Genomic DNA, 24,951 nt, shown 5'->3' with positions numbered 1-24,951 from the left:
CCGTAATGCCCGCGCTAGGCAGCTTGCAGCTTGCGGCTAGTAGCTTGCCGCTTTATTGCGATTTCCTGACCCGCAGGTACCATTCCGACAGCAGGCGCACCTGTTTGTCGGTATAGCCACGCTCCACCATCCGGGTGACGAAGTCGTTGTGTTTCTTCTGGTCCTCTTTGCTGGCCTTGGCGTTGAAGCTGATGACAGGCAGCAGGTCTTCGGTGTTGGAGAACATTTTCTTCTCGATCACGACCCGTAGCTTTTCATAACTCAGCCAGCTTGGATTTTTGCCATTGTTGTTGGCGCGTGCGCGCAGTACGAAGTTGACGATCTCGTTGCGGAAGTCTTTCGGGTTGCTGATGCCAGCCGGTTTCTCGATCTTCTCCAGTTCTTCGTTGAGCGCAATGCGGTTGAGAATTTCGCCGGTTTCCGGGTCACGGTATTCCTGATCCTGGATCCAGAAGTCTGCATACAGCACGTAGCGGTCGAAGATGTTCTGGCCGTATTCGCTGTAGGACTCCAGGTAGGCGGTCTGGATTTCCTTGCCGATAAACTCGATGTAGCGCGGCGCCAGGTATTCCTTCAGGTAGCGCAGATAGCGTTCGCGCACCTCAGCCGGGAACTGTTCCTGTTCGATCTGCTGTTCGAGCACATACAGCAGGTGCACCGGGTTGGCGGCAATTTCGTGTGGGTCGAAGTTGAACACCTTGGACAGGATCTTGAAGGCGAAGCGAGTCGACAGGCCGTTCATGCCTTCGTCGACACCTGCGGTGTCCCGGTATTCCTGGATCGACTTGGCCTTTGGATCGGTGTCCTTGAGGTTTTCCCCGTCGTAAACGCGCATTTTGGAATAGATATTGGAGTTCTCTGGCTCTTTCAGGCGCGAAAGCACAGTGAACTGAGCCAACATCTTGAGCGTGTCTGGCGCACAGTGGGCCTTGGACAGCGAGCTGTTGATCAGCAACTTGTCGTAGATCTTGATTTCATCGCTGACCCGCAGGCAGTACGGCACCTTGACGATATAGATCCTGTCGATGAACGCTTCGTTGTTCTTGTTGTTGCGGAAGGTGTGCCACTCCGATTCGTTGGAGTGCGCCAACAGAATACCGGTATAGGGGATCGCCCCAAGGCCTTCGGTACTGTTGTAGTTGCCTTCCTGGGTGGCGGTGAGCAAGGGGTGCAGGACCTTGATCGGCGCCTTGAACATTTCGACGAATTCCATCAGGCCCTGGTTGGCCCGGCACAGCGCGCCCGAGTAGCTATAAGCATCGGCGTCGTTCTGTGGGTATTCCTCAAGTTTGCGGATATCGACCTTGCCGACCAGGGCAGAAATGTCCTGGTTGTTTTCATCGCCGGGTTCGGTCTTGGCAATGGCGATCTGGTTAAGAATCGACGGGTACAGCTTCACCACCTTGAACTTGGAGATGTCACCGCCAAATTCCTGCAGGCGCTTGGTGGCCCAAGGCGACATGATGGTGTTGAGGTAGCGCCGTGGGATGCCGAACTCTTCCTCGAGAATGGCCCCATCTTCGGTGGCATTGAACAAGCCCAGAGGTGACTCGAATACCGGCGAGCCCTTGATGGCGTAGAACGGCACCTTTTCCATCAGCTGCTTGAGTTTTTCCGCCAGCGAGGACTTGCCGCCGCCTACCGGGCCCAGCAGATAGAGGATCTGTTTCTTCTCTTCCAGGCCTTGGGCGGCGTGGCGGAAGTACGACACGATCTGGTCGATGCACTCTTCCATGCCATGGAAGTCGGCAAAGGCCGGATAGCGGCGGATAACCTTGTTGGAGAAGATTCGCGACAGCCTGGAGTTGGTTGAGGTGTCGATCAGCTCTGGCTCACCGATGGCCAGCAACAGCCGTTCGGCCGCCGATGCGTAGGCACTGCGATCCTCTTTGCACAGCTCGAGGTACTCCTGCAGCGAGAGTTCTTCCTGGCGCGTTGACTCGAAACGTTGTTGGAAGTGGCTAAAAATACTCATGACGTCACCTCGCTCGATACGTGGAGACGACGCCGGATCAGTCAGCTGATGCTGGCATGCAACCGGGTTGGCCGATTGCTGTATACCCCCCAGAACACCCTGTAACGCTACCGATGACCCGCACGCCGGTGTACCGGCTCTCCCCTTTTTGGATGGCCTGAGCTTAAGCGTAGTTGGTTATCTGCAAGGTCAAGGGGCGAGAAACGCAGAAGTTACGAACGACCGTTCGTCAGATAAGCCGCAAGCCCGCGCGGGGCACGGGCTGCAGGGGAAAATAAAAAATTATTCAGCGTTGCCCTGGGCGGTCTCGGCCGGATAGGTCGCGCGCCACAGTTCGAAGCCGCCGTCCACGCTGTACACGTCGGAGAAGCCCTGGCCGACCAGATAGGCGGCAGCGCTTTGGCTGGAATTGCCGTGATAGCAGACCACCAGGGTCGGCGCATCGAGGTCGGCGTTGCGGATGAAATCGGCGACCGAGTGGTTATCCAGATGCCGGGCGCCGGTGATGTGGCCGGCGGCGAAGGCCTGCGGGTCGCGAATGTCGACCACGACCGCTCCGTCTTTCTTGCGAAGCTCCAAGGCCTGCTCAGGAGGGATGCGCTTGAATTCGCTCATGGGTACTGCTTCCTTCAGGTGTGGTCGTTGAGTGTAGTGGGTTGTGCCGGCTGGCGCAGGGTGCCGCCGTCGGCACAGTCGCAGCGGTGATATTCGCCGCTGTCGACGTTGTACAGGGTCATGGCGCCGCCCCACACGCAGCCAGTGTCCAGGGCGATGACGTCGGGCTCGGTGACCTCACCCTGCAGAGCGGCCCAATGGCCAAAGATGATCTTCACGTGGCGTGAGCGACGGTCCTTGTGCGCGTACCAGGCTTTGTAGCCTTTGGGCGCGCTACCCAGGCCTTCCTTGCTCTTGAGGTCGAGTTTGCCATCGGCAGTGCAGAAGCGCATGCGGGTGAAGTAGTTGGTGATGACCCGCAGGCGTTCGACGCCGGCGAGGTTCTTGCGCCACTTGTTCGGCTCGTTGCCGTACATGCCGTCGAGATACAGCTGCAGGCGGGTGTCGTCACGCAGCACTTCCTCGACCTCGGCGGCGAGTTCCAGGGCTTTGCCAAGGGTCCATTGTGGCGGTATGCCGGCGTGAACCAGGGCGATGCCGCGGGGCTCGTCGTAATGCAGCAGCTTTTGCTGGCGCAGCCAGTCGAACAACTGGTCGGCGTCCGGCGCTTCGATGATCTCGCGCAGTGTGTCGCTTTTCTTGAGGCGCTCGACGTTATGCCAGGCGGCCAGCAGGTGCAGGTCATGGTTGCCCAGCACGCAGACCAGTGAATGACGGATCGAGTACAGGAAGCGCAGGGTTTCCAGTGACTCGGGGCCGCGGTTGACCAGGTCGCCGACCAGCCACAGGCGGTCGACGGCGGGGTTGAAACTGACGCGATCGAGCAGGCATTTGAGTGGCTGCAGGCAGCCCTGCAGGTCACCGACGGCGTAGGTTGCCATCAGTGCAGCGCCCCGGGCACTGCCAGGCGGAAGGGGGCAATTTCGGCGTCGAAGCGCTTACCGTCTTCGGCGAACATCTGGTAGCTGCCCTGCATGGTGCCAACGCGGGTGCTGATGACGGCACCACTGCTGTAAGTATGGCTTTGGCCAGGGTCTATGTTGGGTTGCTGGCCGACCACGCCGGCGCCGCGTACTTCCTCTACCTCGCCGTCACCGTTGGTGATCAGCCAGTGGCGCGACAGCAACTTGGCCGTGAGCGAACCGTTGTTCTGCACGGTAATGGTGTAGGCGAACGCGAAACGACTGTTTTCGGGGTCGGATTGTTCTTTCAGGTAGCGGGTCACGACGCTGACGTCGATTTGATAGCGGGGGTCGGACATGCAAGGGCCTTGGGCGAACTGACGCAATAATGCAGTCTAGGCCATTGGAAGGGGGGAGGGCCAGCGGTGATCGGGCTTTGGGGGGGCTGTGCCGGCCTCTTCGCGGGTAAACCCGCTCCTACAAGGGTTCGCACAGGATTTGAGGGTTGTGCGATCCCTTGTGGCCCGCGAAGAGGCCGGTACGGGCTAAATCAGGCTTGTTGCTGATCCGCCAGTTGGTCAGCCAGGCGCACGAAGGCTGCCAGGTCGAGCTGTTCAGGGCGCAGGCTGCCATCAACGCCGGCAGCCTCGATGGCGGCGCTGTCCAGCAGGCCCTTCATGGTGTTGCGCAGGGTCTTGCGGCGCTGGTTGAACGCTTCGCGAACGACACGCTCCAGCAGCAGGTGGTCCTTGGCCGGGAACGGCAGCACTTCGTGCGGCACCAGGCGGACGATCGCCGAATCCACTTTCGGGGGCGGGTTGAAGGCACCAGGGCCGACATTGAACAGGTGCTCCACGCGGCAGTGGTACTGCACCATGATCGACAAGCGCCCCCAGTCACCGCCGCCAGGGCCGGCGGCCATGCGCTCGACCACTTCCTTCTGCAGCATGAAATGCATGTCGCGGATCAGCCCGGCGTGGCTTAGCAGGTGGAAGATCAGCGGGGTGGAGATGTTGTAGGGCAGGTTGCCAACCACCTTGAGGCTGCGCGGCGGTACGCCCAGCTGGTTGAAGTCGAACTTCAGGGCGTCACCCTGGTGCAGGCGGAAGTTGCTGCGATCGGCGAACTTGTGCTGCAGGATCGGCACCAGGTCTTTGTCCAGCTCCACCACGTCCAACTGTGCACCGCTGCCCAGCAGGCCTTCGGTCAGGGCGCCCTGGCCCGGGCCGATTTCCAGCAGGTGTTCGCCGGCCTTGGCGTTGATGGCACGCAGGATGCGGTCGATGATACCGGCGTCGTGCAGGAAGTTCTGGCCGAAGCGCTTGCGCGCCCGGTGTTGGTATTGCTCGTTCATGGTCGGTTCTCGGCCATCTGGTAGGCGGTTTCCAGAGCGACGCGCAGGCTGCCGGTGTCGACTTTGCCAGTGCCGGCCAGGTCCAGGGCGGTGCCGTGGTCAACCGACGTGCGGATGATTGGCAGGCCCAAGGTCACGTTCACTGCAGCGCCGAAGCCTTTGTACTTGAGTACGGGGAGGCCCTGGTCGTGGTACATCGCCAGCACCGCATCGCAGTGCTCCAGATATTTGGGGGTAAACAGGGTATCGGCCGGCAGCGGCCCGCGCAGGTCCATGCCTTCGGTGCGCAGGCGGGCCAGGGTCGGCTCGATGATGTCGATTTCTTCGCGGCCCAGGTGGCCGTCCTCGCCCGCGTGCGGGTTGAGGCCGCACACGAGGATACGCGGGTTGGCAATGCCGAACTTGTCGCGCATATCGGCATGCAGGATACGGGTTACACGTTCGACGCGCTCGGCAGTGATAGCGTCGGCAATATCACGCAGTGGCAGGTGCGTAGTCACCAGGGCCACGCGCAGGCCGCGGGTAGCCAGCATCATTACCACTTGTGCGGTGCGGGTCAGTTCGGCAAGGAATTCGGTATGCCCGGAAAAGGCGATACCGCTTTCGTTGATCACACCCTTGTGTACCGGGGCAGTGATCATCCCGGCGAAGTGCCCGTCCAGGCAGCCTTGCCCGGCGCGGGTCAGGGTTTCCAGCACGAACGCTGCGTTGGCCTTGTCGAGCTGGCCTGGCACCACCGGGGCCGCCAGAGGGGTATCCCAGACGTACAGGCTCCCCGCGGGGGCAGGGCGGTCAGGCCATTGGCCCGGGGCTACCGGCAGCAGGCTGACGGCCAGCCCCAGCTGCGTGGCCCGCTCGGCGAGCAGGTCACGGCTGGTGATGGCGATCAGGGGGTGGGGCTGGGCGTCTGCGGCGAGCAGCAGGCACAGGTCGGGGCCTATGCCGGCCGGCTCGCCGGGGGTGACGGCGAAGCGCAGGGGCTTCACTGGGCAGCCTGGTCGGCGCCAGGCAGCTTGATTTCAACGTAGGCTTCGTCGCGGATCTGGCGCAGCCAGGTTTGCAGCTCTTCGTCGTACTTGCGATTGCGCAGTACGCTCAGGGCCTGCTGTTCGCGGGCCTGCTCGGTGCTGTCGGTGGCGCGGCGGCCCAGCACTTCCAGAACGTGCCAGCCGTACTGGGTCTTGAACGGTTTGGTCACTACGCCTTGCTGGGCATTGGCCATCTGTTCACGGAACTCCGGTACCAGGCTGTTCGGATCGACCCAGTTGAGGTCGCCGCCATTGAGTGCCGAACCCGGGTCTTCAGAGAAGCTCTTGGCCAGTTCGCCGAAGTCTTCGCCGCTCTTGATCCGCTCGTACAGGCGCTCGGCCAGCTGCTTGGTGGCCGCCTCGCTGCGGATCTCGCTTGGCTTGATCAGGATGTGGCGTACATGCACTTCGTCACGCAGCACGTTCTCGCTGCCACCGCGCTTTTCCTCGAGCTTGAGGATGATGAAGCCGTTGGGGATGCGAATAGGCTGGGTAATTTCGCCCACCGGCATGCTGCTGAGCATCTTGGCGAAGTCGGGTGGCAACTGACCGGCTTTACGCCAGCCCATCTCGCCGCCTTCCAGGGCGTTTTCGCTGGCCGAGTTGGCAATCGCCATCTGGCCGAAGTCGGCGCCCTGGCGCAGTTGCTGGTACACGTCACCAACCTTGCGCGCAGCCTTCTGGATGTCGGCCGAGTTGGCGGCTTCCGGGGTCGGAATGAGGATGTTGGCCAGGCGGTACTCTTCCGACATCTGCATCTTGCCCAGGTCCGAGGCCAGGAAGTTCTTCACTTCCTGCTCGGACACCTGAATGCGTTCGGCAACGCGGCGCTGGCGCACGCGGCTGATGATCATCTCGCGCTTGACCTGCTCGCGAGCGTCGTCGAACGACAGGCCGTCCCGGGCCAGCGCCGCGCGGAACTGGTCCAGCGACATGCCATTGCGCTGGGCAATGGTGCCAATGGCCTGGTTCAGCTCTTCGTCGGTGATGCGGATGCCGGAGCGCTCGCCGATCTGCAGTTGCAGGTTCTCGACGATCAGGCGTTCCAGTACCTGCGGTTCCAGGGCGCTGGTCGGCGGTACGCCGCCGCCGCGCTTGGCGATGGTTTGCTGCACCTCATGGACACGCTGTTCCAGCTGGCTTTGCATGACCACGTCGTTGTCGACGATAGCCACCACGCGATCAAGAGGTTGCACCGCGGCATGCACCGCGCCACTCAGTAAAGCGGCGCCCAGCAACACTGGGCGCAGACGATCAATAAGCTTGGTCTTCACGTTCACGGTAACCTTGAATGCCTTGGTCGAGGAAAGACTCGACCTTGTTGCCAACTACGCCGCCGAGGCCTTTCAGGACGATCTGAAGGAAGACACCGTGGTCGCCTTTTTCGTTCTGTGGAAGGGCCTGGCTGAAATCGTCGTAGTCGATCCAGTAACGGTTGATCAGGCGCAGCTTCCAGCAGCAGTTGTCGTATTCGAAACCACCCATGGCTTCCAGGGTACGGTTACGGTTGTAGTCATGCTGCCAGCGAGCGATAACGTTCCACTGCGGCACGATCGGCCAGATGACCGAGAAGTCGTGCTGCTGGATCTTGTAGTAATCCTTGATGTAGTTCGGATCGCCCGGGGTGCCATAGTCACCGCCGCCCACTTTCCAGGTACCCGTGGTCGAGTCGTAGGCAATGGTGTCGTTACGATAGCGATAACCGAGGTTGACGATTTTGTTCGGGTTGTCTTCAGGCTGATAGTGGAACATCGCACTGCCCGAGCGGGTGCTGCGGCTGTCCGGGTCCCAGTTGAAGTCCGAATTGAAGCGCCAGTCGCGGTTGAAGTAGTAGTTGTACACCAGCGCGTACGGCGATACATCGGATTGCGCGTCCTTGCGGGTGCGGTAGTCGATGCCTGGCAGCTGGACCTTGCGGTCCTTGAAGTAGTAGGCCTGGCCGATGCTGAAGTTCTGGCGCTCGAAGCCGTTCTCCTCAATCCAGCGGGTGGTCACGCCCAGCGACAGTTTGTTTTCGTCGCCGATACGGTCAGTGCCGCTGAAGCGGTTGTCGCGGAACAGCGAATCGTAGCTGAACAGGGTTTCGCCGGTATCGAACAGCGGGATGTCCATCTGGTCCTTGTGCGGGACATAGAGGTAGAACATGCGCGGTTCGAGGGTCTGGCGGTAGTTGGTGCCGAACAACGAGGTGTTGCGATCGAAATACAGGCCGCTGTCGACGCTGAAAATCGGGATATCGCGGTTCAGGTTGCTTTTGTAGTCGCCGAACACGTCCAGTGTGTCTGCGTTCGCGGCAGCAATGTCGCTCTTGCCCTTGCTATCCAGGTCAAGGTCGTAGTGCGTATACATGTACTTCAGCTTCGGCGTGATGTAGCCGTAGCTGGCCTGCATCGGCAGGCTGATGGACGGGGCGACGTTCAGGCGGGTGCCGTTGGCACGGGCTACGCCGAAGATATTTTCGTCAAGGCGGCGACCGGCTATGCCGGCGCTGGCGTCTGGATTGCCATCTTCGTCCAGAACGAAATCGTCCTTCAGGTCACGATCAAAACGAACAGCCTCAGTCTCGTACCCAAGGTTCAAACCGCCTGGCTGGAACGGCAGCGTACCGTTCAGGGTCAGCTGCGGCAGGCGGTCATACGGCGTGATCTGCGAGATCGTAGCCATCTCGTAGGCATGTACATTCAACCGCGCGGTGTAGCTATCGCCCCGGTAGGTCAATGCACCCTGCTGATTCAGGAAATCGCGGCTTTCCACGCCAATCTGGTCGGACTCCAGGTCCTGGAAGTAGAACGGATCGCTGATGTCGGTGTAGTCCACCTCAGTCATCAGGCGTTCGTCCAGGCCACCCTTGTGCTGCCAGTTGACCATCCAGCGCTGATCTTTGTAATCCGTCTGATCTTTGCGGTCGTCGTTCTTGTCGTTCAGGTAGGCGCCGCCGAACTGGCCTTCGCTGGAAGGCGTCAGGTAACGGAACTCGCCTTCCATCAGCAGGCCGCGCTTGGCCATGTAGCGCGGATACAACGTGGCGTCGTAGTTGGGCGCCAGGTTGAAGTAGTACGGCGTGACCAGCATGAAGCCGGTGTCGCTGCTGGTGCTGAACGATGGCGGCAGGAATCCGGACTGGCGACGGTCGTCAATCGGGAAGTAGATGTACGGTGTGTAGAACACCGGGAAATCCTTGACCCGCAGCGTGACGTTGGTCGCGGTACCGAAACCGGTTGCCGGGTTCAGGGTGATGTTGTTGCCCTTCAGCTGCCAGGCGTTGCTGCCCGGTTCGCAGGTGGTGTACGTACCGTCCTTGAGGCGGATGATGGCGTTTTCGCTGCGCTTGGCGTACAGGGCATTGCCGCGGATGTGCGACTTGTGCATCACGTATTCGGCGTTGTCGACCTGGGCTTCGCCAGTGTCGAGCTGGATCTGTGCCTCGTCACCGACCACCAGCGAACCGTTGTCACGGATCTTGACGTTGCCCTTGAGCTCGCCACGGTTTTCGGCCTGGTAGAGGTTGGCCTCGTCGGCCTCGGCCTGCATGCTGCCCTGGCGCATCACCACGTCACCGGCGAGGGTGGCGATCTGCTGCTCCTGCTGGTACTTGGATACCTTGGCATTGATGTAGGTCGGCGACTCGTCCTTCGGCGTGGTGTCGGCCATGCCCGGGCGGGTTGGCTCGATATACGCGCCACCGCAGTAGGGGCCGGTTTCAGCCAGTTGTGCGGCGGTGAGCTTTTCACGCGGAACCCAGTCCAGGTGGCTGTAGTCTTCGCTGCGCGACCTCAGGCCACGGCCCTTGGCCTCGGTGACCAGCATGGGCCGGTCCGCAGTTTCGGCTTCGCCCGCAGCTTCGGTACCGGAGCTGACGGCTGCACCTTCGTGCACCGGGCGCGGTGGCAAGTTGTTGACTGGGGTTTTGGGCTTGCAGTCCCAACCACCGGCGGCGGACACTTGGCAGTCGAATTGTTCGGCTGCCACTACGTATGAGGTGGCCAGAGGTTGCAGGGCCAGCAGACCGCCGGTTACCAGCAACGGAAACTTTCTACGAAACGCGGGGGATTTCAATGCCATCTTATTAGTCCGGGCTTCCTGCGTGCCATCTGCCCGCGTGTGGGGCCGCACGCCTCTCGATGGTCTGAAAAAGATGCTGGATAATAAAGCATGACCCGCTTGACGGCTAGGGCCGTCGGAGACCCTTGCAATGCCTGAACACGATGTACGCCTGCAACAACTGACGGTCTGGCTCGATGAGCAGCTCAATGATCTTTTCCGTGACAACGCCTGGGGCGAGGTGCCTGCAGGCAGCTTGACCGCTGCCAGCAGCGACGCCAGCTTCCGCCGTTATTTCCGCTGGCAGGGCGCTGGCCACAGTTTCGTGATCATGGATGCGCCCCCCCCGCAGGAGAACTGCCGACCGTTCGTCGCCATCGACCACCTGCTGGCCAGCGCTGACGTGCATGTGCCGCTGATCCACGCCCAGGACCTGGAACGCGGCTTTCTGCTGCTTGGGGATCTGGGCACTCGGACATACCTTGACATCATCAGTGCCGACAACGCCGATGGCCTGTTCGCCGACGCCATCGATGCCCTTCTGAAGTTCCAGCGTTTGCCGATGGACGCGCCGCTACCCAGCTACGACGACGCCCTGCTGCGCCGTGAAGTGGAACTGTTCCCCGAATGGTACGTGGGGCGTGAGCTGGGCCTGACCCTCACCGATGCACAGAAGGCCATCTGGCAGCGCGTCAGCCAGTTGCTGATCGACAGCGCCCTGGCGCAACCCAAGGTGCTGGTACACCGTGACTACATGCCGCGCAACCTGATGCAGAGCACCCCCAACCCTGGTGTGCTGGACTTTCAGGATGCGGTATACGGCCCGGTCACCTACGACATTACCTGCCTGTTCAAGGACGCCTTTGTCAGCTGGCCGCAGGCGCGGGTCGAAGGCTGGCTGAGCGATTACTGGCAGCAGGCGCAGGCGGCCGGCATCCCGGTGCACGCTGAGTTCGAAGCCTTCCACCGCGCCAGTGACCTGATGGGCGTGCAGCGCCACCTGAAGGTGATCGGCATCTTCGCCCGTATCTGCCACCGCGACGGCAAGCCGCGTTACCTGGGCGACGTGCCGCGTTTCTTCGCCTATATAAATGAAGTGATCGGTCGTCGGCCCGAATTGGCGGAGCTGGGTGAGCTGATTGCCGAGTTGCAGGCCGGAGCGCGTGCATGAAGGCCATGATCCTGGCTGCGGGGAAGGGCGAGCGTATGCGCCCGCTGACCCTGCACACCCCAAAACCGTTGGTCCCGGTCGCCGGCCAGCCGCTGATCGAGTACCACCTGCGCGCCCTGGCGGCAGCGGGCGTGACCGAAGTGGTGATCAACCATGCGTGGCTTGGCCAGCAGATCGAAGAGCACTTGGGGGACGGTAGCCGCTTTGGCCTGAGCATCCGCTATTCACCTGAAGGTGAACCGCTGGAAACCGGTGGCGGCATCTTCAAGGCCCTGCCTTTGCTGGGTGATGCGCCGTTCCTGCTGGTGAATGGCGATGTCTGGACCGACTACGACTTCGCGCGTCTGCAGGCTCCCCTGCAAGGCCTGGCTCACCTGGTGCTGGTCGACAACCCTGGCCATCACGGCCGCGGTGACTTCCGCCTGGTGGGCGAGCAGGTCGTTGACGGCGATGACGCGCCAGGCACGCTGACCTTCAGCGGCATTTCGGTGCTGCACCCGGCGCTGTTCGAAGGTTGCCAGGCGGGCGCCTTCAAGCTGGCACCGTTGCTGCGCCAGGCGATGGCGGCCGGCAGGGTATCTGGCGAACACTACCGTGGGCACTGGGTGGATGTTGGCACGCTTGAGCGCCTGGCCGAGGCTGAGTCTCTGATTGGCGAGCGTGTCTGACATGTGGTGGCCAGGCACAGTGATTGGTGTGGGTGCCGGCTTTGCCGTTGCGAGCATACCGGGTGCCTTGCTCGGTGCGTTGCTTGGGCAGGCCGTTGACCGCCGGCTGCGCTTGCAAGGCTGGGAAGACATGCGTGAGCGCCTGGGTGGGCGCCCTGCATTACGTGACGACGAGTTGTTGTTCGTGATGCTCGGGCGCCTGGCCAAGTGCGATGGCCGGGTAGCTGAGCAGCACATCCAGCAGGCGCGTCAGGAGATGATGCGCCTGGACTTGGCCGAGGCAGCTCGGCTGCGCGCCATCAAAGCGTTCAACCGCGGCAAGGCGGGCAAGGACCGGCTTGGCGGGCACCTGCGGCGCATCAGTCAGCAGCCCCACGCGGCGGAAGGCACCTTGCGGGCCTGTTGGCGCATGGTCTGGGCTGACGGCAAGATGGGCAACAAGGAGCGTGAGCTGCTGCTGGACTGGGGGCAGAAGCTGGGCATGAGCCGACGCCAGGTGCAGGCCATGTCGCTGGAGTACGAGCCGCGCAAGGCCACGGGAGCAGAAAGCGCGCCCATGACCTATGCGGCAGCGTTGCGCTTGCTGGCGGTGGAGACAGATACCGACACTGATAAGGTCAAGCAGGCCTATCGTCGGCTTGTCAGCCGGCATCACCCGGACAAGCTGGCGGGTACCGGTGCCAGCGAGGCACAGGTGCGTGAAGCGACCGCGCGTACCCGTGAGTTGCACCAGGCCTATGCCATGATCCGCAAGCGTCGCGGTCTTTGATGGCCCCCCCACCAGGATCAAGCCGGGCTCAACCCTGAGGGCTCATCCACCCCCGCACCCGGCGGAACAATTGCTCTTGTGCCGCCGCTTTGTTTCCCGGCATGGCGATCAATGACAACTGGCGGTACTGGCTATCCTTCTGCCGCTTGCTGGCCTGCAGGCGTTGCTGGGCTGCATTGCGGTCAGCGCTGCGGGTGGCGTAGTAGATATCGGCTGTCGGTACCTTCAAGGTTGGGGCCAGGCTTTCCAGGTCATGCTCCACCCGTGCAGGTGTCTGAGCAGCGACCATCACCAGTTTTTGTACCTGCGGTGGCTGCTTCTCGCTCAGGTAGCGCGCCGCCCAATATGCACCGCTACCATGGCCGATCAGTACGATGCTGCGGGCGTTGTGTTGCTGGGCGAACGCCACGGCGGCATCCAGGCGGGCGAAGATGCGTTCGGCATCTGCCGGGTCGGACTGCTCGCTGGCTTGTTCGGCATCGGTGCTTTCTGCCGTGTCGGCATCTGCTGCCGTGGCTTGGGCCACGTTGGCGTTGGCGTCGGCCGGTACGTCCTTGACCGGTGCGCTTTCGCCTTTGTCTTGTGCAGGCGCTACAGGTGGTGTGGCTTCGACCCGCGCTTGCGGGCTGTCTGCGAGCAGGTCGGGCAGGCTGACGCTCAGGCTGTGCCAGCCGATATCAGGGAATTTTTGCCGCAGTGGGCCGACTGCATTTGGCCAGTCGGCCGTTTCGCCAGCACCGGGGACGATGATCACTGCCCCTTGCGGATCGTTGTCGTTGGCCGGCTTCCACAGGGCCAGGAAGCTGTCGGCACCGGCCTGCAGGGTCTGCTGCTCAGCCTTGGGCAGCAGCCGTTCCAGCGCCAGGGCATCCTCCTGGCTGCGTTCCAGCAAGGGTGGCCGTGGGGCCTCGGCCGCCGGTGCCACGGTATTTGCAGGTGATTTTTCGGCATCGGCGGCCAGGGCGCCGAGTGGAAGGACCGAGGCCAGGCAGCACACTGCCAGCGTCGTGCGATAAAGTGTGGACATGAGTCAACCCAGGGCCAGAATGAAACCGGCAGCCTAATAGTATTTGCCCGTGACGGCCATGCTGCATGGCCGTCTTTGCCAAGTCGAGCGTATAGATGAAGCGAGTGCGTCGCCTGTTGGTTATCGGCTGCTTGTGGCTGCCCTTGATTGTCTGGGCCAGGCCCGAGGCGCAGCCCTCTGTGGCGCTGGAGCCTGACCAGCAGCAGTGGCTGGACACCCACCGCAGCCTGCGTGTCGGCCTGGTGTTGCAGGCGCCCTACGCCCAGTTCGACCGGCGTCTGCAGCAACTGTACGGGGCCAATGTGGAACTGGTGAACAGCCTGGCACAGGCGCTGCGGCTGGACCTCACCTGGCGTAACTTCAGTGACCAGGCCAGTTTGGAACATGCCCTGCAGAGCGGCGAAATCGACTTCGCCCCTGGCCTTACCCAGACGCCGGCCAGTCTGCGCCTGTGGCTATTCAGCGACCCGTACATGCGCGTGCCACAACTGCTGGTGGGGCCGCGCACCGGGGCCATGGCCGTGGAGCTGGAAAAGCTTGACGCCGAGCAACGCGTGGCGGTGCGCATGCCCAGCCCCCTGGCGGACTACCTGCGCGGCAACTACGGCAACCTCAACCTCCAGGGGGTGCCCGACGAGCGTGAGGCCTTGCAACTGGTGGTCGGTGGCCAGGCCAGCTTCGCCGTGCTGGATGAAGCGCAGCTCAGCCGCCTGTCGCGCGAGAGCGAGTTCGGTGAGCTGGCGGTGGTTGGCGATATTGGCCTGCCGCAGCTGTTGCGTATCGGTTCGCGGCGCGACTGGCCGCTGCTGGCCGATGTACTTGAACGCGGCCTGCAGGCACTGCCGGCCAAGGAGCTGGAACAACTGCATCAGCGTTGGTTGCAGCCGAAAACCCCTCGCCTGAGCGAGTCGCCTGGCTTCTGGCAGAACATCGCCTTGCTGTTCGGTATGTTGCTGCTGTGTGCCTTGGCCACGCTGGTGTGGCAACGCCGGCAGCAGCGCCAGCTGGAGCGCAGCCTGCTGGCCGCGCGGGAAAGCCTTGTGGAGCGCCAGGTGCGTGAAGAGGCGTTGCGCCTGAGCCAGTTCGCCATCGATCAGAGCACCGTGGGTATCCTCTGGGTCAATTGGGACAGCCATGTGCGTTACGCCAACCATGCCGCCGAGCGCATGTTGGGCTACACCGAGGGTGAACTGCTGGAGCGGCCGCTGAGCGACTTCGAGCCAAGCCTGAACATGGACCGCTGGCTAGAGCTGTGGAAGGGCGCGCGTACGGGGGCGGGCGGTGTCGGTCAGTTTGAGACGCAGTGCCGGCGGGCTGATCAGAGCTTGCTACCCGTGGAGCTGTCGCTGAGCTTTCTGCGCTTTCGTGATTCCGAATACCTGGTGGTCTACCTCGCCGATGTCACCGAACGGCACCGCGCCCTGGCGGCCCTGCGCGAAAGCGAGGCGCGGTTGAAGGGCATTGCTGGCAACGTACCTGGTTTGGTGTTTCGCCTGGAGCGTGACCCGGCCGAGGGCGATCTGGAGTTCCCCTATATCAGCGAGGGTAGCGAGGCGTTGGTGGGTTATGCACCCAGCGAGATCCAGCACCCACAGATGGGGCTGCGCAACCTGGTACACCCCGAGGACCGTGCGGATTACCACCGGGTGCAGGACCTGGCTTTGGTCAGCGACCAGGACTGGTCCTGGCAGGGGCGCATTCTCACCCGGCAGGGCGAACAGCGCTGGGCCGACATCAAGGCCAGCGCCCGGCGCCTGGGCAACGGTCAGGTGGTGTGGGACGGTATAGTCTGGGACATCACACAGGGCAAGCGGGCGGAGCTGGCGCTGGCGAAGTCCCAGGAGCAGCTGCGCGAACTCTCGGCCCACCTGGAGAGCGTGCGCGAAGAAGAAAAAGCCCGTATCGCCCGGGAAGTGCATGATGAATTGGGGCAGATGCTGACCGTGCTCAAGCTGGAAGTGTCGATGTGCGAGCTGGCCTATGCCGAACTGGACCCGGGACTGAATGAACGCCTGGCGAGCATGAAACGCCTGATCGCCCAGTTGTTCCAGCTGGTGCGCGATGTCGCCACTGCCTTGCGTCCGCCGATCCTCGATGCCGGCATTGCCTCGGCCATCGAATGGCAGGCGCGGCGCTTCGAGGCACGTACGCAAATCCCCTGTCTGGTGCAAGTACCCGACAATCTGCCAGCATTGAGTGATGCCAAGGCCACCGGTCTGTTTCGTATCCTCCAGGAGGCGCTGACCAATGTGATGCGTCACGCCCAGGCGCACAGCGTGGAGATTGAACTGGTACGTGAGGGCGGACAGCTGCGCATGACGGTCAGTGATGATGGCCAAGGCTTTTGCCGCGAGCAGACCCGGCCCACCTCGTTTGGCCTGGTGGGTGTGCGTGAGCGGGTGCTGATGCTGGGGGGGAGCATGGCGCTGGACAGTGAGCCGGGTGAAGGCACCAGCCTGAGCGTGGCCATTCCGTTGGAGTAGGAGAGCAATCGTGATTCGAGTACTGGTGGCCGAAGACCACACCATTGTCCGTGAAGGCATCAAACAGTTGATTGGCCTGGCCAAGGACATGCAAGTGGCGGGGGAGGCCGGGAACGGCGAGCAGTTGCTCGAAACCCTGCGCCACACACCGTGCGAGGTGGTACTGCTGGACATCTCGATGCCAGGTGTCAACGGTCTGGAGGCGATCCCGCGTATCCAGGCGTTGCAGGATGCGCCGGCGATCCTGATGTTGTCGATGCACGATGAGGCACAGATGGCGGCGCGGGCGCTGAAGGCCGGAGCGGCAGGCTATGCCACCAAAGACAGTGATCCGGCGCTGTTACTGACGGCGATTCGGCGGGTGGCGGGTGGTGGGCGTTATATCGACCCGTCGCTGGCCGACCGCATGGTGTTCGAAGTGGGCCTGACCGAATCCCGGCCGTTGCACACACTGCTCTCGGAGCGGGAGTTTTCGGTGTTCGAGCGCCTGGCCCAGGGCGCCAACGTCAACGACATTGCCCAGCAGTTGGCGCTGTCGAGCAAGACCATCAGCACTCACAAGGCGCGCCTGATGCAGAAGTTGAAAGTGAACTCGTTGGCGGAGCTGGTGAAGTACGCCATGGAGCACAAGCTGATCTGATTGCGACATACGGGTGCCCGAAACTTGCCGAAGCCTCTGTGGGAGCGGGCATGCCCGCGAACGGGCCTGGCCTGCTGATCTCTATGGCTGAGCCGGCCTCTTCGCGGGCATGCCCGCTCCCACAGGTTCGGTGGACTGCTTTGGAGGGCATTCCAATCCCGCCATCGTTGTAGGGCGATCCCTACAACAAATCTTCCACCCGGATGATGGCATTCTCTCAGTACCCCCGATTTTCGGGCGCTTGCGTCTCTTCTACTCTTCTGCCTACGCAGTCATCCAACAAGAAGGTGCAGGCATGAGCGAGGCGAAGTCGAACGCTGCAACCGGCGAAACGCTGGTCAGCTTCCGTGGTGTGCAGAAGAGCTACGACGGCGAGTCGCTGATCGTCAAAGACCTCAACCTGGATATCCGCAAGGGCGAGTTCCTCACCCTGCTTGGCCCGTCCGGTTCCGGCAAAACCACCAGCCTGATGATGCTGGCGGGCTTCGAAACCCCCACCGCTGGTGAAATCCAGCTTGGCGGGCGCTCGATCAACAACGTGCCGCCGCACAAGCGTGATATCGGCATGGTGTTCCAGAACTACGCGCTATTTCCGCACATGACCGTGGCCGAGAACCTGGCTTTTCCGCTGACCGTGCGCAACCTGAGCAAGACCGACATCAGTGAGCGGGTCAAGCGTGTGCTGAACATGGTCCAGCTCGACGCTTTCGCCAAGCGCTACCCGGGCCAGCTGTCCGGCGGCCAGCAGCAGCGTGTGGCGCTGGCCCGGGCACTGGTGTTCGAGCCGCAGCTGGTGCTGATGGACGAGCCACTCGGCGCGCTGGACAAGCAACTGCGCGAACACATGCAGATGGAGATCAAGCACATTCACCAACGCCTCGGTGTGACCGTGGTGTACGTGACCCACGACCAGGGCGAAGCGCTGACCATGTCCGACCGCGTGGCGGTGTTCCACCAGGGCGAAATCCAGCAGATCGCCGACCCGCGCACGCTGTACGAAGAGCCCTGCAACACCTTCGTCGCCAACTTCATCGGCGAGAACAACCGCATTAGCGGCACGCTGCTGGCCAGCGATGGCAAACGTTGCCAGGTGCAGTTGCCTCGCGGCGAGCGGGTCGAGGCGCTGGCGGTGAATGTCGGCCAGGCCGGCGAGCCGGTGACCCTGTCGATACGCCCGGAGCGCGTGCGGCTGAACGGCCACAGTGAAAGCTGCGTCAACCGGTTCTCTGGCCGGGTGGCCGAATTCATTTACCTGGGCGACCACGTGCGGGTGCGTCTGGAGGTTTGCGGCAAAGGCGACTTCTTCGTGAAGCAGCCTATTGCCGAGCTCGACCCGGCGTTGGCCGTGGGCGATGTGGTACCGCTGGGCTGGGAGGTGGAGCACGCCCGCGCGCTCGATCCGATTGCCGAAGCCCATTGATGGATTGCTTCACCAACCCTGTACTGTGGAGAGAATAATAATGCGCAAGCCGTTGAAACTGACCGCCCTGGCTTTGGGGCTGTTCACCGCTGGCCAGGCCATGGCCGCAGACCTCACCGTGATCTCGTTCGGGGGCGCCAACAAGGCTGCCCAGGTCAAAGCCTTCTACGAACCCTGGGAAAAAGCGGGTAATGGCAAGATTATCGCTGGTGAATACAACGGCGAAATGGCCAAGGTCAAGGCGATGGTCGACACCAAGAGTGTGTCGTGGAACCTGGTCGAGGTTGAGTCGCCAGAGCTGGCGCGCGGTTGCGACGAGGGCATGTTCGAAGAGCTTGACCCGGCCCTGTTCGGTAACGAGTCTGATTATGTGAAGGGCGCCATCCAGCCGTGCGGCGTAGGTTTCTTCGTTTGGTCCACGGTCATGGCCTACAACGCTGACAAGCTGAAGGCCGCACCCACCAGCTGGGCGGATTTCTGGGACACCAAGAAATTCCCTGGCAAGCGCGGCCTGCGCAAGGGCGCCAAGTACACCCTGGAGTTCGCCCTGATGGCCGACGGTGTGGCACCGAAGGACGTGTATCAGGTGCTAAGCACCAAAGAGGGTGTGGACCGCGCCTTCAAGAAACTCGACGAACTCAAGCCCAGCATCCAGTGGTGGGAAGCGGGTGCACAGCCGCCACAGTTCCTGGCCTCTGGCGACGTGGTCATGAGTTCTGCCTACAACGGGCGTATTGCCGCTGTGCAGAAAGAGAGCAACCTCAAGGTGGTGTGGAACGGCGGCATCTACGACTTTGATGCATGGGCGATCCCTAAGGGTGCCAAGAACGTCGAAGAGGCGAAGAAGTTCATCGCCTACAGCGTCAAGCCTGAGCAGCAGAAGATCTACTCCGAGAACATCGCCTATGGCCCGGCCAACTCCAAGGCCGTGAGCCTGCTGTCGGACGAAGTGAAGAAAGACATGCCGACCACGCCTGAGAACATTGCCAACCAGGTGCAGATCGACGTGGCGTTCTGGGCCGACAACAGCGAACAGCTGGAGCAACGCTTCAACGCCTGGGCGGCGAAGAAGTAAACGTCCAGTGTGTGGGGCCGCAAAGCGGCCCCCATTTCAGCCTGTATTGCGGAGTTCGCCATGGCCATTGCAGTGCCCCTCAAAGAAGGCGCAGATCCAAGTCTCAAGCAGCGCCTCAAACACGCCGAGCGGGTTAACCGCTGGAAGGCGCAGGCGTTGATCGCGCCGCTGGCGCTGTTTCTTTTGCTGGTGTTTCTGGTGCCGATTGCGGCGCTGCTGTACAAGAGCGTCGGCAACCCGGAAGTGGTCGGCGGCCTGCCGCGCACGGTGGAAGTCATCAGCCAGTGGGATGGCAAGAGCCTGCCTGGCGAGGACGTTTACAAGGCGCTCAGCCAGGATTTGGCTGTGGCGCGCAAGAACCATACCCTTGGTGACCTTTCCAAACGCTTGAACATGGAACTGGCCGGCTACCGCAGCTTGTTGACCAAGACCGCCCGTGCACTGCCATTCAAGGCTGAGCCTGCCTCTTATAAAGACGCGTTGCAGGCTGTCGACGAGCGTTGGGGCGACCCGGCTTATTGGCAGGCGATACGCCGCAATACCAGTTCGGTGACTTCTTTCTACCTGCTGGCCTCGGTGGACCACCGCATCGATGACCTTGGTGAACTGGCCAAGGCCACTCCGGACCAGGCCATTTACCTGGACATCTTTGTACGTACCCTGTGGATGGGGGTGGTAATTACCACTATCTGCCTGGTACTGGCCTACCCACTGGCCTACTTGCTGGCCAACCTGCCGACCCGGCAGAGTAACCTGCTGATGATTCTGGTGCTGTTGCCATTCTGGACATCGATCCTGGTGCGGGTGGCGGCCTGGATCGTGCTACTGCAGTCGGGCGGCCTGATCAACGGCGCGCTGATGGCCATGGGCATCATTGACCAGCCGCTGGAGCTGGTGTTCAACCGCACAGGCGTCTACATCTCGATGGTGCACATCCTGCTGCCGTTCATGATCCTGCCGCTGTACAGCGTGATGAAGGGTATTTCCCCGAGCTACATGCGTGCGGCGATCTCGCTGGGCTGCCACCCGTTCGCCAGTTTCTGGCGGGTGTATTTCCCGCAGACCTACGCCGGTGTTGGCGCCGGTTGCCTGCTGGTGTTCATCCTGGCCATCGGTTACTACATCACCCCGGCGCTGCTGGGTAGCCCCAACGACCAGATGGTCAGCTACTTCGTCGCCTTCTACACCAACACCAGCATCAACTGGGGCATGGCCACCGCACTGGGCGGGCTGTTGCTGCTGGCGACCGTGCTGTTGTACCTGATCTATAGCTGGCTGGTCGGCGCCAGCCGCCTGCGCCTGAGCTGAGGAGCCTGTCATGCTGAGCCCATACATGTCGCCCGTGGAGCGGGTCTGGTACTACAGCCTGCGCATTCTCTGTGGCTTGATCCTGCTGTTCCTGATCTTGCCGGTGCTGGTGATCGTGCCGCTGTCGTTCAACAGTGGCAGCTTCCTGGTGTACCCGCTGCAGGGCTTCTCGCTGCAGTGGTATCAGGATTTCTTCGGCTCGGCCGAGTGGATGCGGGCGTTGAAGAACAGCATCATCGTTGCCCCGGCGGCCACGGTACTGGCCATGGTGTTCGGCACCTTGGCGGCCATCGGCCTGACCCGTGGCGATTTCCCCGGCAAGTCGCTGGTGATGGCGTTGGTGATCTCGCCGATGGTGGTGCCGGTAGTGATCATCGGGGTGGCCAGTTACCTGTTCTTCGCCCCTTTGGGCATGGGCAACAGCTTCATCTCGCTGATTCTTGTGCATGCGGTACTGGGTGTGCCGTTCGTCATCATTACCGTGTCGGCGACGCTGCAGGGCTTCAACTACAATCTGGTGCGCGCAGCGGCCAGCCTGGGAGCCTCGCCTTTGCTGGCTTTCCGCCGGGTGACCCTGCCGCTGATCGCGCCCGGTGTCATCTCGGGAGCGCTGTTTGCCTTCGCTACCTCGTTTGACGAGGTGGTGGTGACGCTGTTCCTCGCCGGGCCGGAGCAGGCAACCCTGCCGCGGCAGATGTTCAGCGGTATCCGCGAGAACCTGAGCCCAACCATTGCCGCAGCGGCGACCTTGCTGATTGCGTTCTCGGTGGTGTTGCTGCTCACCCTGGAATGGTTGCGTGGGCGTAGTGAGAAGTTGAGGACTCAACAGCCGGCTTGATGATGGGTTGCCTGTGCCGGCCTCTTCGCGGCTAGAGCCGCTCCTACAGGGTACTGCGGGCCCGGTAGGAGCGGCTCTAGCCGCGAAGAGGCCGGTACAGGTTGCGCTGGTCGACACCAATTGATACCAATCAGCCTTCATCGCTTTCCCTGAGTTACAATGCGCGCCACCGTGACTCTGCCAACAGGTGCGCCATGCAGCCCTACGCTATTGCCCCCTCCATTCTCTCTGCCGATTTTGCCCGCCTGGGTGAGGACGTCGACAAGGTATTGGCTGCGGGTGCAGACATCGTCCACTTCGATGTCATGGACAATCATTATGTCCCCAACCTGACCATCGGTCCGATGGTCTGTACCGCTCTGCGCAAGTACGGCGTCACTGCGCCGATCGACGTACACCTGATGGTCAGCCCGGTTGACCGCATCATTGGCGACTTTATCGAAGCGGGTGCTACCTACATCACCTTCCATCCTGAAGCCACACAGCACATCGACCGTTCGCTTCAGCTGATCAAGGATGGTGGCTGCAAGGCCGGCCTGGTGTTCAACCCGGCCACCAGCCTGGACGCCCTGAAGTACGTGATGGACAAGATCGACATGGTGCTGCTGATGAGCGTCAACCCAGGCTTTGGCGGGCAGAAGTTCATTCCCGGCACTCTCGACAAGCTGCGCGAAGCGCGTGCGCTGATCGACGCCAGTGGCCGTGATATCCGTCTGGAGATCGATGGTGGCGTGAACGTCAACAACATCCGCGAGATCGCTGCCGCTGGCGCCGACACTTTCGTGGCCGGCTCGGCGATCTTCAACGCCCCGGACTACCGGGAAGTCATCGCCAAGATGCGTGCCGAACTGGCCCTGGCCCGCTCATGAGTGGCTTCGAGCAGCTGTTCCCGGGGACGCTGCCCAGGTTGGTAATGTTCGATCTGGACGGTACCCTGATCGATTCCGTGCCTGACCTGGCCGCGGCTGTGGACCGTATGCTGCTCGAACTGGGGCGCCCGCCTGCTGGCCTTGAGGCAGTGCGCCACTGGGTTGGCAATGGCGCCCAGGTGCTGGTGCGCCGCGCGTTGGCGGGTGGCATCGACCATGCCGAAGTGGACGATGCGCTGGCAGAACAGGCGCTGGCGTTGTTCATGGACGCTTATGCCGAAAGCCATGAACTGACCGTGGTCTATCCCGGCGTACGGGACACCCTGCGCTGGCTGCGCAAGCAGGGCGTGGAAATGGCGCTGATTACCAACAAGCCTGAGCGTTTCGTTGGCCCGCTGCTGGACCAGATGAAGATCGGCAATTTCTTCCGCTGGATCATTGGTGGCGACACCTTGCCGCAGAAAAAGCCCGACCCGGCGGCGTTGCTGTTCGTCATGCAGATGGCCGGTGTTACCCCGCAGCAATCCCTGTTCGTGGGTGATTCGCGCAGTGACGTGCAGGCGGCCAAGGCGGCTGGCGTGCAATGCGTGGGCCTGACCTACGGCTATAACCATGGCAGGCCGATCGACGATGAATCCCCCAGCCTGGTAATCGACGACTTGCGCGCATTGCTGCCCGGTTGCGCAGACCCGGCCACTGGGATAACGTTGGCGGACCTTCAAGCCTCACAAGACAGAGAGTCCACCGTGGCGGTTACTGGCAAATTCTGGATGAAAGTCATCAAGGCCTTGGCCCGTTGGCGTTGGCGCGCCTGACTTCAGCCTGCCGGCGTGTGCCGGCCCGTCCGTTTGCCTGACCTATTGCTGCTTGCCACGAGACTACTCATGAACCGCGAAGAATTCCTGCGCCTGGCTGCTGCCGGCTACAACCGTATTCCCTTGGCCTGTGAAACCTTGGCCGACTTCGACACGCCGCTGTCGATCTACCTGAAACTGGCTGACCAGCCCAACTCGTACCTGCTCGAATCGGTGCAGGGCGGCGAGAAGTGGGGCCGTTACTCGATGATCGGCTTACCATCGCGCACGGTGATGCGTGTGCATGGCTACCATGTCAGCATCCTGCAGGATGGCGTCGAGGTGGAAAGCTGTGAGGTCGAAGACCCGCTGGCATTCGTTGAAACCTTCAAGGACCGCTACAAAGTTGCCGATATCCCCGGCCTGCCGCGCTTCAATGGCGGCCTGGTCGGCTACTTTGGCTACGACTGTGTGCGCTATGTAGAAAAGCGCCTGGGTGCCAGTCCCAATCCGGACCCGCTGGGCGTACCGGATATCCTGCTGATGGTGTCCGACGCGGTGGTGGTGTTCGACAACCTGGCGGGCAAGATGCACGCCATCGTGTTGGTCGACCCAGTTGAAGATCAGGCTTTCGAACAGGGCCAGGCACGCCTGCAAGGCTTGCTGGAAACCTTGCGCCAGCCAATCACCCCGCGCCGGGGTCTGGACCTTAGCGGCCCGCAGGCAACCGAGCCGGAGTTCCGCTCCAGCTACACCCGCGAGGATTACGAAAACGCCGTCGGTCGTATCAAGGAATACATCCTGGCCGGGGACTGTATGCAGGTGGTGCCGTCGCAGCGCATGTCGATCGACTTCAAGGCTGCGCCTATCGACCTGTACCGCGCGCTACGCTGTTTCAACCCGACGCCGTACATGTACTTCTTCAACTTCGGTGACTTCCATGTGGTCGGCAGCTCGCCCGAGGTGTTGGTACGTGTCGAGGACAACCTGGTCACCGTGCGCCCGATTGCCGGTACCCGCCCGCGTGGTGCGACCGAGGAGGCGGACCGGGCGCTGGAAGACGACCTGCTGTCGGACGACAAGGAAATTGCCGAGCACCTGATGCTGATCGATCTGGGTCGCAACGATGTGGGCCGTGTGTCTTCGACCGGCAGTGTGCGCCTGACCGAAAAGATGGTGATCGAGCGTTACTCCAACGTGATGCACATTGTCTCCAACGTTACTGGCCAGTTGCGTGAAGGCCTCACGGCGATGGATGCACTGCGGGCGATTCTGCCGGCTGGCACCTTGTCGGGTGCGCCGAAGATCCGCGCGATGGAAATCATCGACGAGCTGGAGCCGGTCAAGCGTGGTGTTTACGGCGGCGCCGTCGGCTATTTTGCCTGGAACGGCAATATGGATACCGCAATTGCCATTCGTACTGCAGTGATCAAGGACGGCGAGTTGCATGTGCAGGCCGGTGGCGGCATCGTTGCCGACTCGGTGCCGGCGCTGGAATGGGAAGAAACCATCAACAAGCGCCGGGCGATGTTCCGTGCGGTGGCGTTGGCCGAGCAGACTTCTGCCAGATAAATTTATTGGGGCTGCTGCGCAGCCCATTCGCGGGTAAACCCGCTCTTACAAGGGTTGCGCAAGCCTCAGGCATACCAGGCCGTCGTAGGAGCGGGTTTACCCGCGAAAGGGCCGGCCCTGCTGGCCAATTTCTACCGGCCGTTCACCGTTGTCGCCGCCAGCGTATTCGCGGGTAAACCCGCTCCTACAAGGGTTGCGCAAGCCTCAGGCATACGAGGCTGGCGTAGGAGCGGGTTTACCCGCGAAAGGGCCGGCCCTGCTGGCCAATTTCTACCTGCCGTTCACCGTTGCCGCCGCCACCGTATTCGCGGGTAAACCCGCTCCTACAAGGGTGCGCAAGCCTCAGGCATACGAGGCTGGCGTAGGAGCGGGTTTACCCGCGAAAGGGCCGGCCCTGCTGGC

21 protein-coding genes are annotated in these 24,951 nt (G+C 62.0%); 12 read left to right on the top strand and 9 right to left on the bottom strand.

The annotated features are described in order from the left end of the window. Positions 1-52 precede the first annotated feature (52 nt). From ACYCCG_RS18745 to ACYCCG_RS18710, 8 genes are all read right to left on the bottom strand, one after another. The gene (locus tag ACYCCG_RS18745) at positions 53-1,975 is read right to left on the bottom strand and encodes a PrkA family serine protein kinase (RefSeq protein ID WP_252460373.1); all 1,923 of its coding nucleotides are present in this window, start codon (positions 1,973-1,975) and stop codon (positions 53-55) included. Between the two features lie 282 nt (positions 1,976-2,257). After that, on the bottom strand, positions 2,258-2,590 hold the full coding sequence (gene glpE, locus ACYCCG_RS18740; protein WP_103443390.1) for a thiosulfate sulfurtransferase GlpE: 333 nt from the start codon (positions 2,588-2,590) through the stop codon (positions 2,258-2,260). A 14-nt stretch (positions 2,591-2,604) separates the two neighbouring features. Beyond that, positions 2,605-3,471, bottom strand: a complete 867-nt coding sequence (locus ACYCCG_RS18735) for a symmetrical bis(5'-nucleosyl)-tetraphosphatase (RefSeq protein ID WP_209968386.1) — start codon at positions 3,469-3,471, stop codon at positions 2,605-2,607. Further along, positions 3,471-3,851, bottom strand: a complete 381-nt coding sequence (apaG, locus tag ACYCCG_RS18730) for a Co2+/Mg2+ efflux protein ApaG (protein WP_021782712.1) — start codon at positions 3,849-3,851, stop codon at positions 3,471-3,473. The genes ACYCCG_RS18735 and apaG overlap by 1 nt, the downstream gene beginning before the upstream one ends. Before the next feature lie 191 nt (positions 3,852-4,042). Then, positions 4,043-4,846 (bottom strand): 16S rRNA (adenine(1518)-N(6)/adenine(1519)-N(6))-dimethyltransferase RsmA, encoded by an 804-nt coding sequence (gene rsmA / locus ACYCCG_RS18725; protein ID WP_003255558.1) that lies wholly within the window; start codon positions 4,844-4,846, stop codon positions 4,043-4,045. Beyond that, positions 4,843-5,832 carry a 4-hydroxythreonine-4-phosphate dehydrogenase PdxA gene (pdxA, locus tag ACYCCG_RS18720; protein ID WP_459671464.1) on the bottom strand — a complete coding sequence of 330 codons (990 nt, stop codon included), beginning with the start codon at positions 5,830-5,832 and terminating at the stop codon, positions 4,843-4,845. The genes rsmA and pdxA overlap by 4 nt, the downstream gene beginning before the upstream one ends. After that, on the bottom strand, positions 5,829-7,148 hold the full coding sequence (gene surA, locus ACYCCG_RS18715) for a peptidylprolyl isomerase SurA (RefSeq protein ID WP_422630966.1): 1,320 nt from the start codon (positions 7,146-7,148) through the stop codon (positions 5,829-5,831). The genes pdxA and surA overlap by 4 nt, the downstream gene beginning before the upstream one ends. Further along, complete coding sequence (locus ACYCCG_RS18710; RefSeq protein ID WP_459671463.1) at positions 7,129-9,936, bottom strand: LPS-assembly protein LptD; 2,808 nt, start codon at positions 9,934-9,936, stop codon at positions 7,129-7,131. Before ACYCCG_RS18710 ends, surA begins: the two co-directional genes overlap by 20 nt. Before the next feature lie 130 nt (positions 9,937-10,066). Here ACYCCG_RS18710 and ACYCCG_RS18705 point away from each other — a divergent pair, with 130 nt between their 5' ends. Genes ACYCCG_RS18705 through ACYCCG_RS18695 form a run of 3 tightly spaced genes read left to right on the top strand, consistent with a single transcriptional unit; the run spans position 10,067 to position 12,523 of the window. Further along, positions 10,067-11,086 carry an aminoglycoside phosphotransferase family protein gene (locus ACYCCG_RS18705; protein WP_209968373.1) on the top strand — a complete coding sequence of 340 codons (1,020 nt, stop codon included), beginning with the start codon at positions 10,067-10,069 and terminating at the stop codon, positions 11,084-11,086. After that, on the top strand, positions 11,083-11,754 hold the full coding sequence (gene murU / locus ACYCCG_RS18700) for an N-acetylmuramate alpha-1-phosphate uridylyltransferase MurU (protein ID WP_209968370.1): 672 nt from the start codon (positions 11,083-11,085) through the stop codon (positions 11,752-11,754). The genes ACYCCG_RS18705 and murU overlap by 4 nt, the downstream gene beginning before the upstream one ends. A gap of 1 nt (position 11,755) precedes the next feature. Then, positions 11,756-12,523, top strand: coding sequence for a TerB family tellurite resistance protein (locus ACYCCG_RS18695; protein ID WP_209969927.1), 768 nt, complete (start codon positions 11,756-11,758; stop codon positions 12,521-12,523). A gap of 28 nt (positions 12,524-12,551) precedes the next feature. On the opposite strand, the gene ACYCCG_RS18690 is transcribed toward ACYCCG_RS18695, so the two are convergent. After that, positions 12,552-13,550 (bottom strand): alpha/beta hydrolase family protein, encoded by a 999-nt coding sequence (locus ACYCCG_RS18690; protein WP_176683497.1) that lies wholly within the window; start codon positions 13,548-13,550, stop codon positions 12,552-12,554. Positions 13,551-13,645: 95 nt separating this feature from the next. On the opposite strand from ACYCCG_RS18690, the gene ACYCCG_RS18685 reads away from it, so the two are divergent. From ACYCCG_RS18685 to trpE, 9 genes are all read left to right on the top strand, one after another. Beyond that, entirely contained in the window at positions 13,646-16,033 is a 2,388-nt protein-coding gene (locus ACYCCG_RS18685) for a PAS domain-containing sensor histidine kinase (RefSeq protein ID WP_459671462.1), read from the top strand. A gap of 7 nt (positions 16,034-16,040) precedes the next feature. After that, complete coding sequence (locus ACYCCG_RS18680) at positions 16,041-16,673, top strand: response regulator (protein ID WP_459671507.1); 633 nt, start codon at positions 16,041-16,043, stop codon at positions 16,671-16,673. 295 nt (positions 16,674-16,968) lie between these two features. Continuing rightward, positions 16,969-18,093 carry an ABC transporter ATP-binding protein gene (locus ACYCCG_RS18675; protein WP_003255547.1) on the top strand — a complete coding sequence of 375 codons (1,125 nt, stop codon included), beginning with the start codon at positions 16,969-16,971 and terminating at the stop codon, positions 18,091-18,093. A gap of 40 nt (positions 18,094-18,133) precedes the next feature. Then, on the top strand, positions 18,134-19,168 hold the full coding sequence (locus ACYCCG_RS18670) for an ABC transporter substrate-binding protein (protein WP_176683495.1): 1,035 nt from the start codon (positions 18,134-18,136) through the stop codon (positions 19,166-19,168). A 60-nt stretch (positions 19,169-19,228) separates the two neighbouring features. Beyond that, entirely contained in the window at positions 19,229-20,476 is a 1,248-nt protein-coding gene (locus tag ACYCCG_RS18665) for an ABC transporter permease (RefSeq protein ID WP_176683494.1), read from the top strand. A gap of 10 nt (positions 20,477-20,486) precedes the next feature. Further along, the gene (locus tag ACYCCG_RS18660; protein WP_209968361.1) at positions 20,487-21,314 is read left to right on the top strand and encodes an ABC transporter permease; all 828 of its coding nucleotides are present in this window, start codon (positions 20,487-20,489) and stop codon (positions 21,312-21,314) included. A gap of 194 nt (positions 21,315-21,508) precedes the next feature. Then, a complete protein-coding gene (rpe, locus tag ACYCCG_RS18655) occupies positions 21,509-22,183 on the top strand; it encodes a ribulose-phosphate 3-epimerase (RefSeq protein WP_209968358.1) in 675 nt (224 codons plus the stop codon). After that, the gene (locus ACYCCG_RS18650) at positions 22,180-22,998 is read left to right on the top strand and encodes a phosphoglycolate phosphatase (protein ID WP_176683491.1); all 819 of its coding nucleotides are present in this window, start codon (positions 22,180-22,182) and stop codon (positions 22,996-22,998) included. Before rpe ends, ACYCCG_RS18650 begins: the two co-directional genes overlap by 4 nt. 69 nt (positions 22,999-23,067) lie before the next feature. Beyond that, positions 23,068-24,549 (top strand): anthranilate synthase component I, encoded by a 1,482-nt coding sequence (trpE, locus tag ACYCCG_RS18645; RefSeq protein ID WP_459671460.1) that lies wholly within the window; start codon positions 23,068-23,070, stop codon positions 24,547-24,549. Positions 24,550-24,951: the final 402 nt, after the last annotated feature.

This window comes from Pseudomonas sp. VEM90 (assembly GCF_054611535.1).
The sequence above is the reverse complement of the archived record's forward strand: the minus strand, read 5'-3'. Positions and strand labels throughout refer to the sequence as shown.

Coding starts and splice junctions, on each gene's coding strand:
- ACYCCG_RS18745 (WP_252460373.1), bottom strand. CDS start 1,975: ATGAGTATTTTTAGCCACTTCCAACAACGTTTCGAGTCAACGCGCCAG.
- glpE (WP_103443390.1), bottom strand. CDS start 2,590: ATGAGCGAATTCAAGCGCATCCCTCCTGAGCAGGCCTTGGAGCTTCGC.
- ACYCCG_RS18735 (WP_209968386.1), bottom strand. CDS start 3,471: ATGGCAACCTACGCCGTCGGTGACCTGCAGGGCTGCCTGCAGCCACTC.
- apaG (WP_021782712.1), bottom strand. CDS start 3,851: ATGTCCGACCCCCGCTATCAAATCGACGTCAGCGTCGTGACCCGCTAC.
- rsmA (WP_003255558.1), bottom strand. CDS start 4,846: ATGAACGAGCAATACCAACACCGGGCGCGCAAGCGCTTCGGCCAGAAC.
- ACYCCG_RS18710 (WP_459671463.1), bottom strand. CDS start 9,936: ATGGCATTGAAATCCCCCGCGTTTCGTAGAAAGTTTCCGTTGCTGGTA.
- ACYCCG_RS18705 (WP_209968373.1), top strand. CDS start 10,067: ATGCCTGAACACGATGTACGCCTGCAACAACTGACGGTCTGGCTCGAT.
- murU (WP_209968370.1), top strand. CDS start 11,083: ATGAAGGCCATGATCCTGGCTGCGGGGAAGGGCGAGCGTATGCGCCCG.
- ACYCCG_RS18695 (WP_209969927.1), top strand. CDS start 11,756: ATGTGGTGGCCAGGCACAGTGATTGGTGTGGGTGCCGGCTTTGCCGTT.
- ACYCCG_RS18690 (WP_176683497.1), bottom strand. CDS start 13,550: ATGTCCACACTTTATCGCACGACGCTGGCAGTGTGCTGCCTGGCCTCG.
- ACYCCG_RS18685 (WP_459671462.1), top strand. CDS start 13,646: ATGAAGCGAGTGCGTCGCCTGTTGGTTATCGGCTGCTTGTGGCTGCCC.
- ACYCCG_RS18675 (WP_003255547.1), top strand. CDS start 16,969: ATGAGCGAGGCGAAGTCGAACGCTGCAACCGGCGAAACGCTGGTCAGC.
- ACYCCG_RS18670 (WP_176683495.1), top strand. CDS start 18,134: ATGCGCAAGCCGTTGAAACTGACCGCCCTGGCTTTGGGGCTGTTCACC.
- ACYCCG_RS18665 (WP_176683494.1), top strand. CDS start 19,229: ATGGCCATTGCAGTGCCCCTCAAAGAAGGCGCAGATCCAAGTCTCAAG.
- ACYCCG_RS18660 (WP_209968361.1), top strand. CDS start 20,487: ATGCTGAGCCCATACATGTCGCCCGTGGAGCGGGTCTGGTACTACAGC.
- rpe (WP_209968358.1), top strand. CDS start 21,509: ATGCAGCCCTACGCTATTGCCCCCTCCATTCTCTCTGCCGATTTTGCC.
- ACYCCG_RS18650 (WP_176683491.1), top strand. CDS start 22,180: ATGAGTGGCTTCGAGCAGCTGTTCCCGGGGACGCTGCCCAGGTTGGTA.
- trpE (WP_459671460.1), top strand. CDS start 23,068: ATGAACCGCGAAGAATTCCTGCGCCTGGCTGCTGCCGGCTACAACCGT.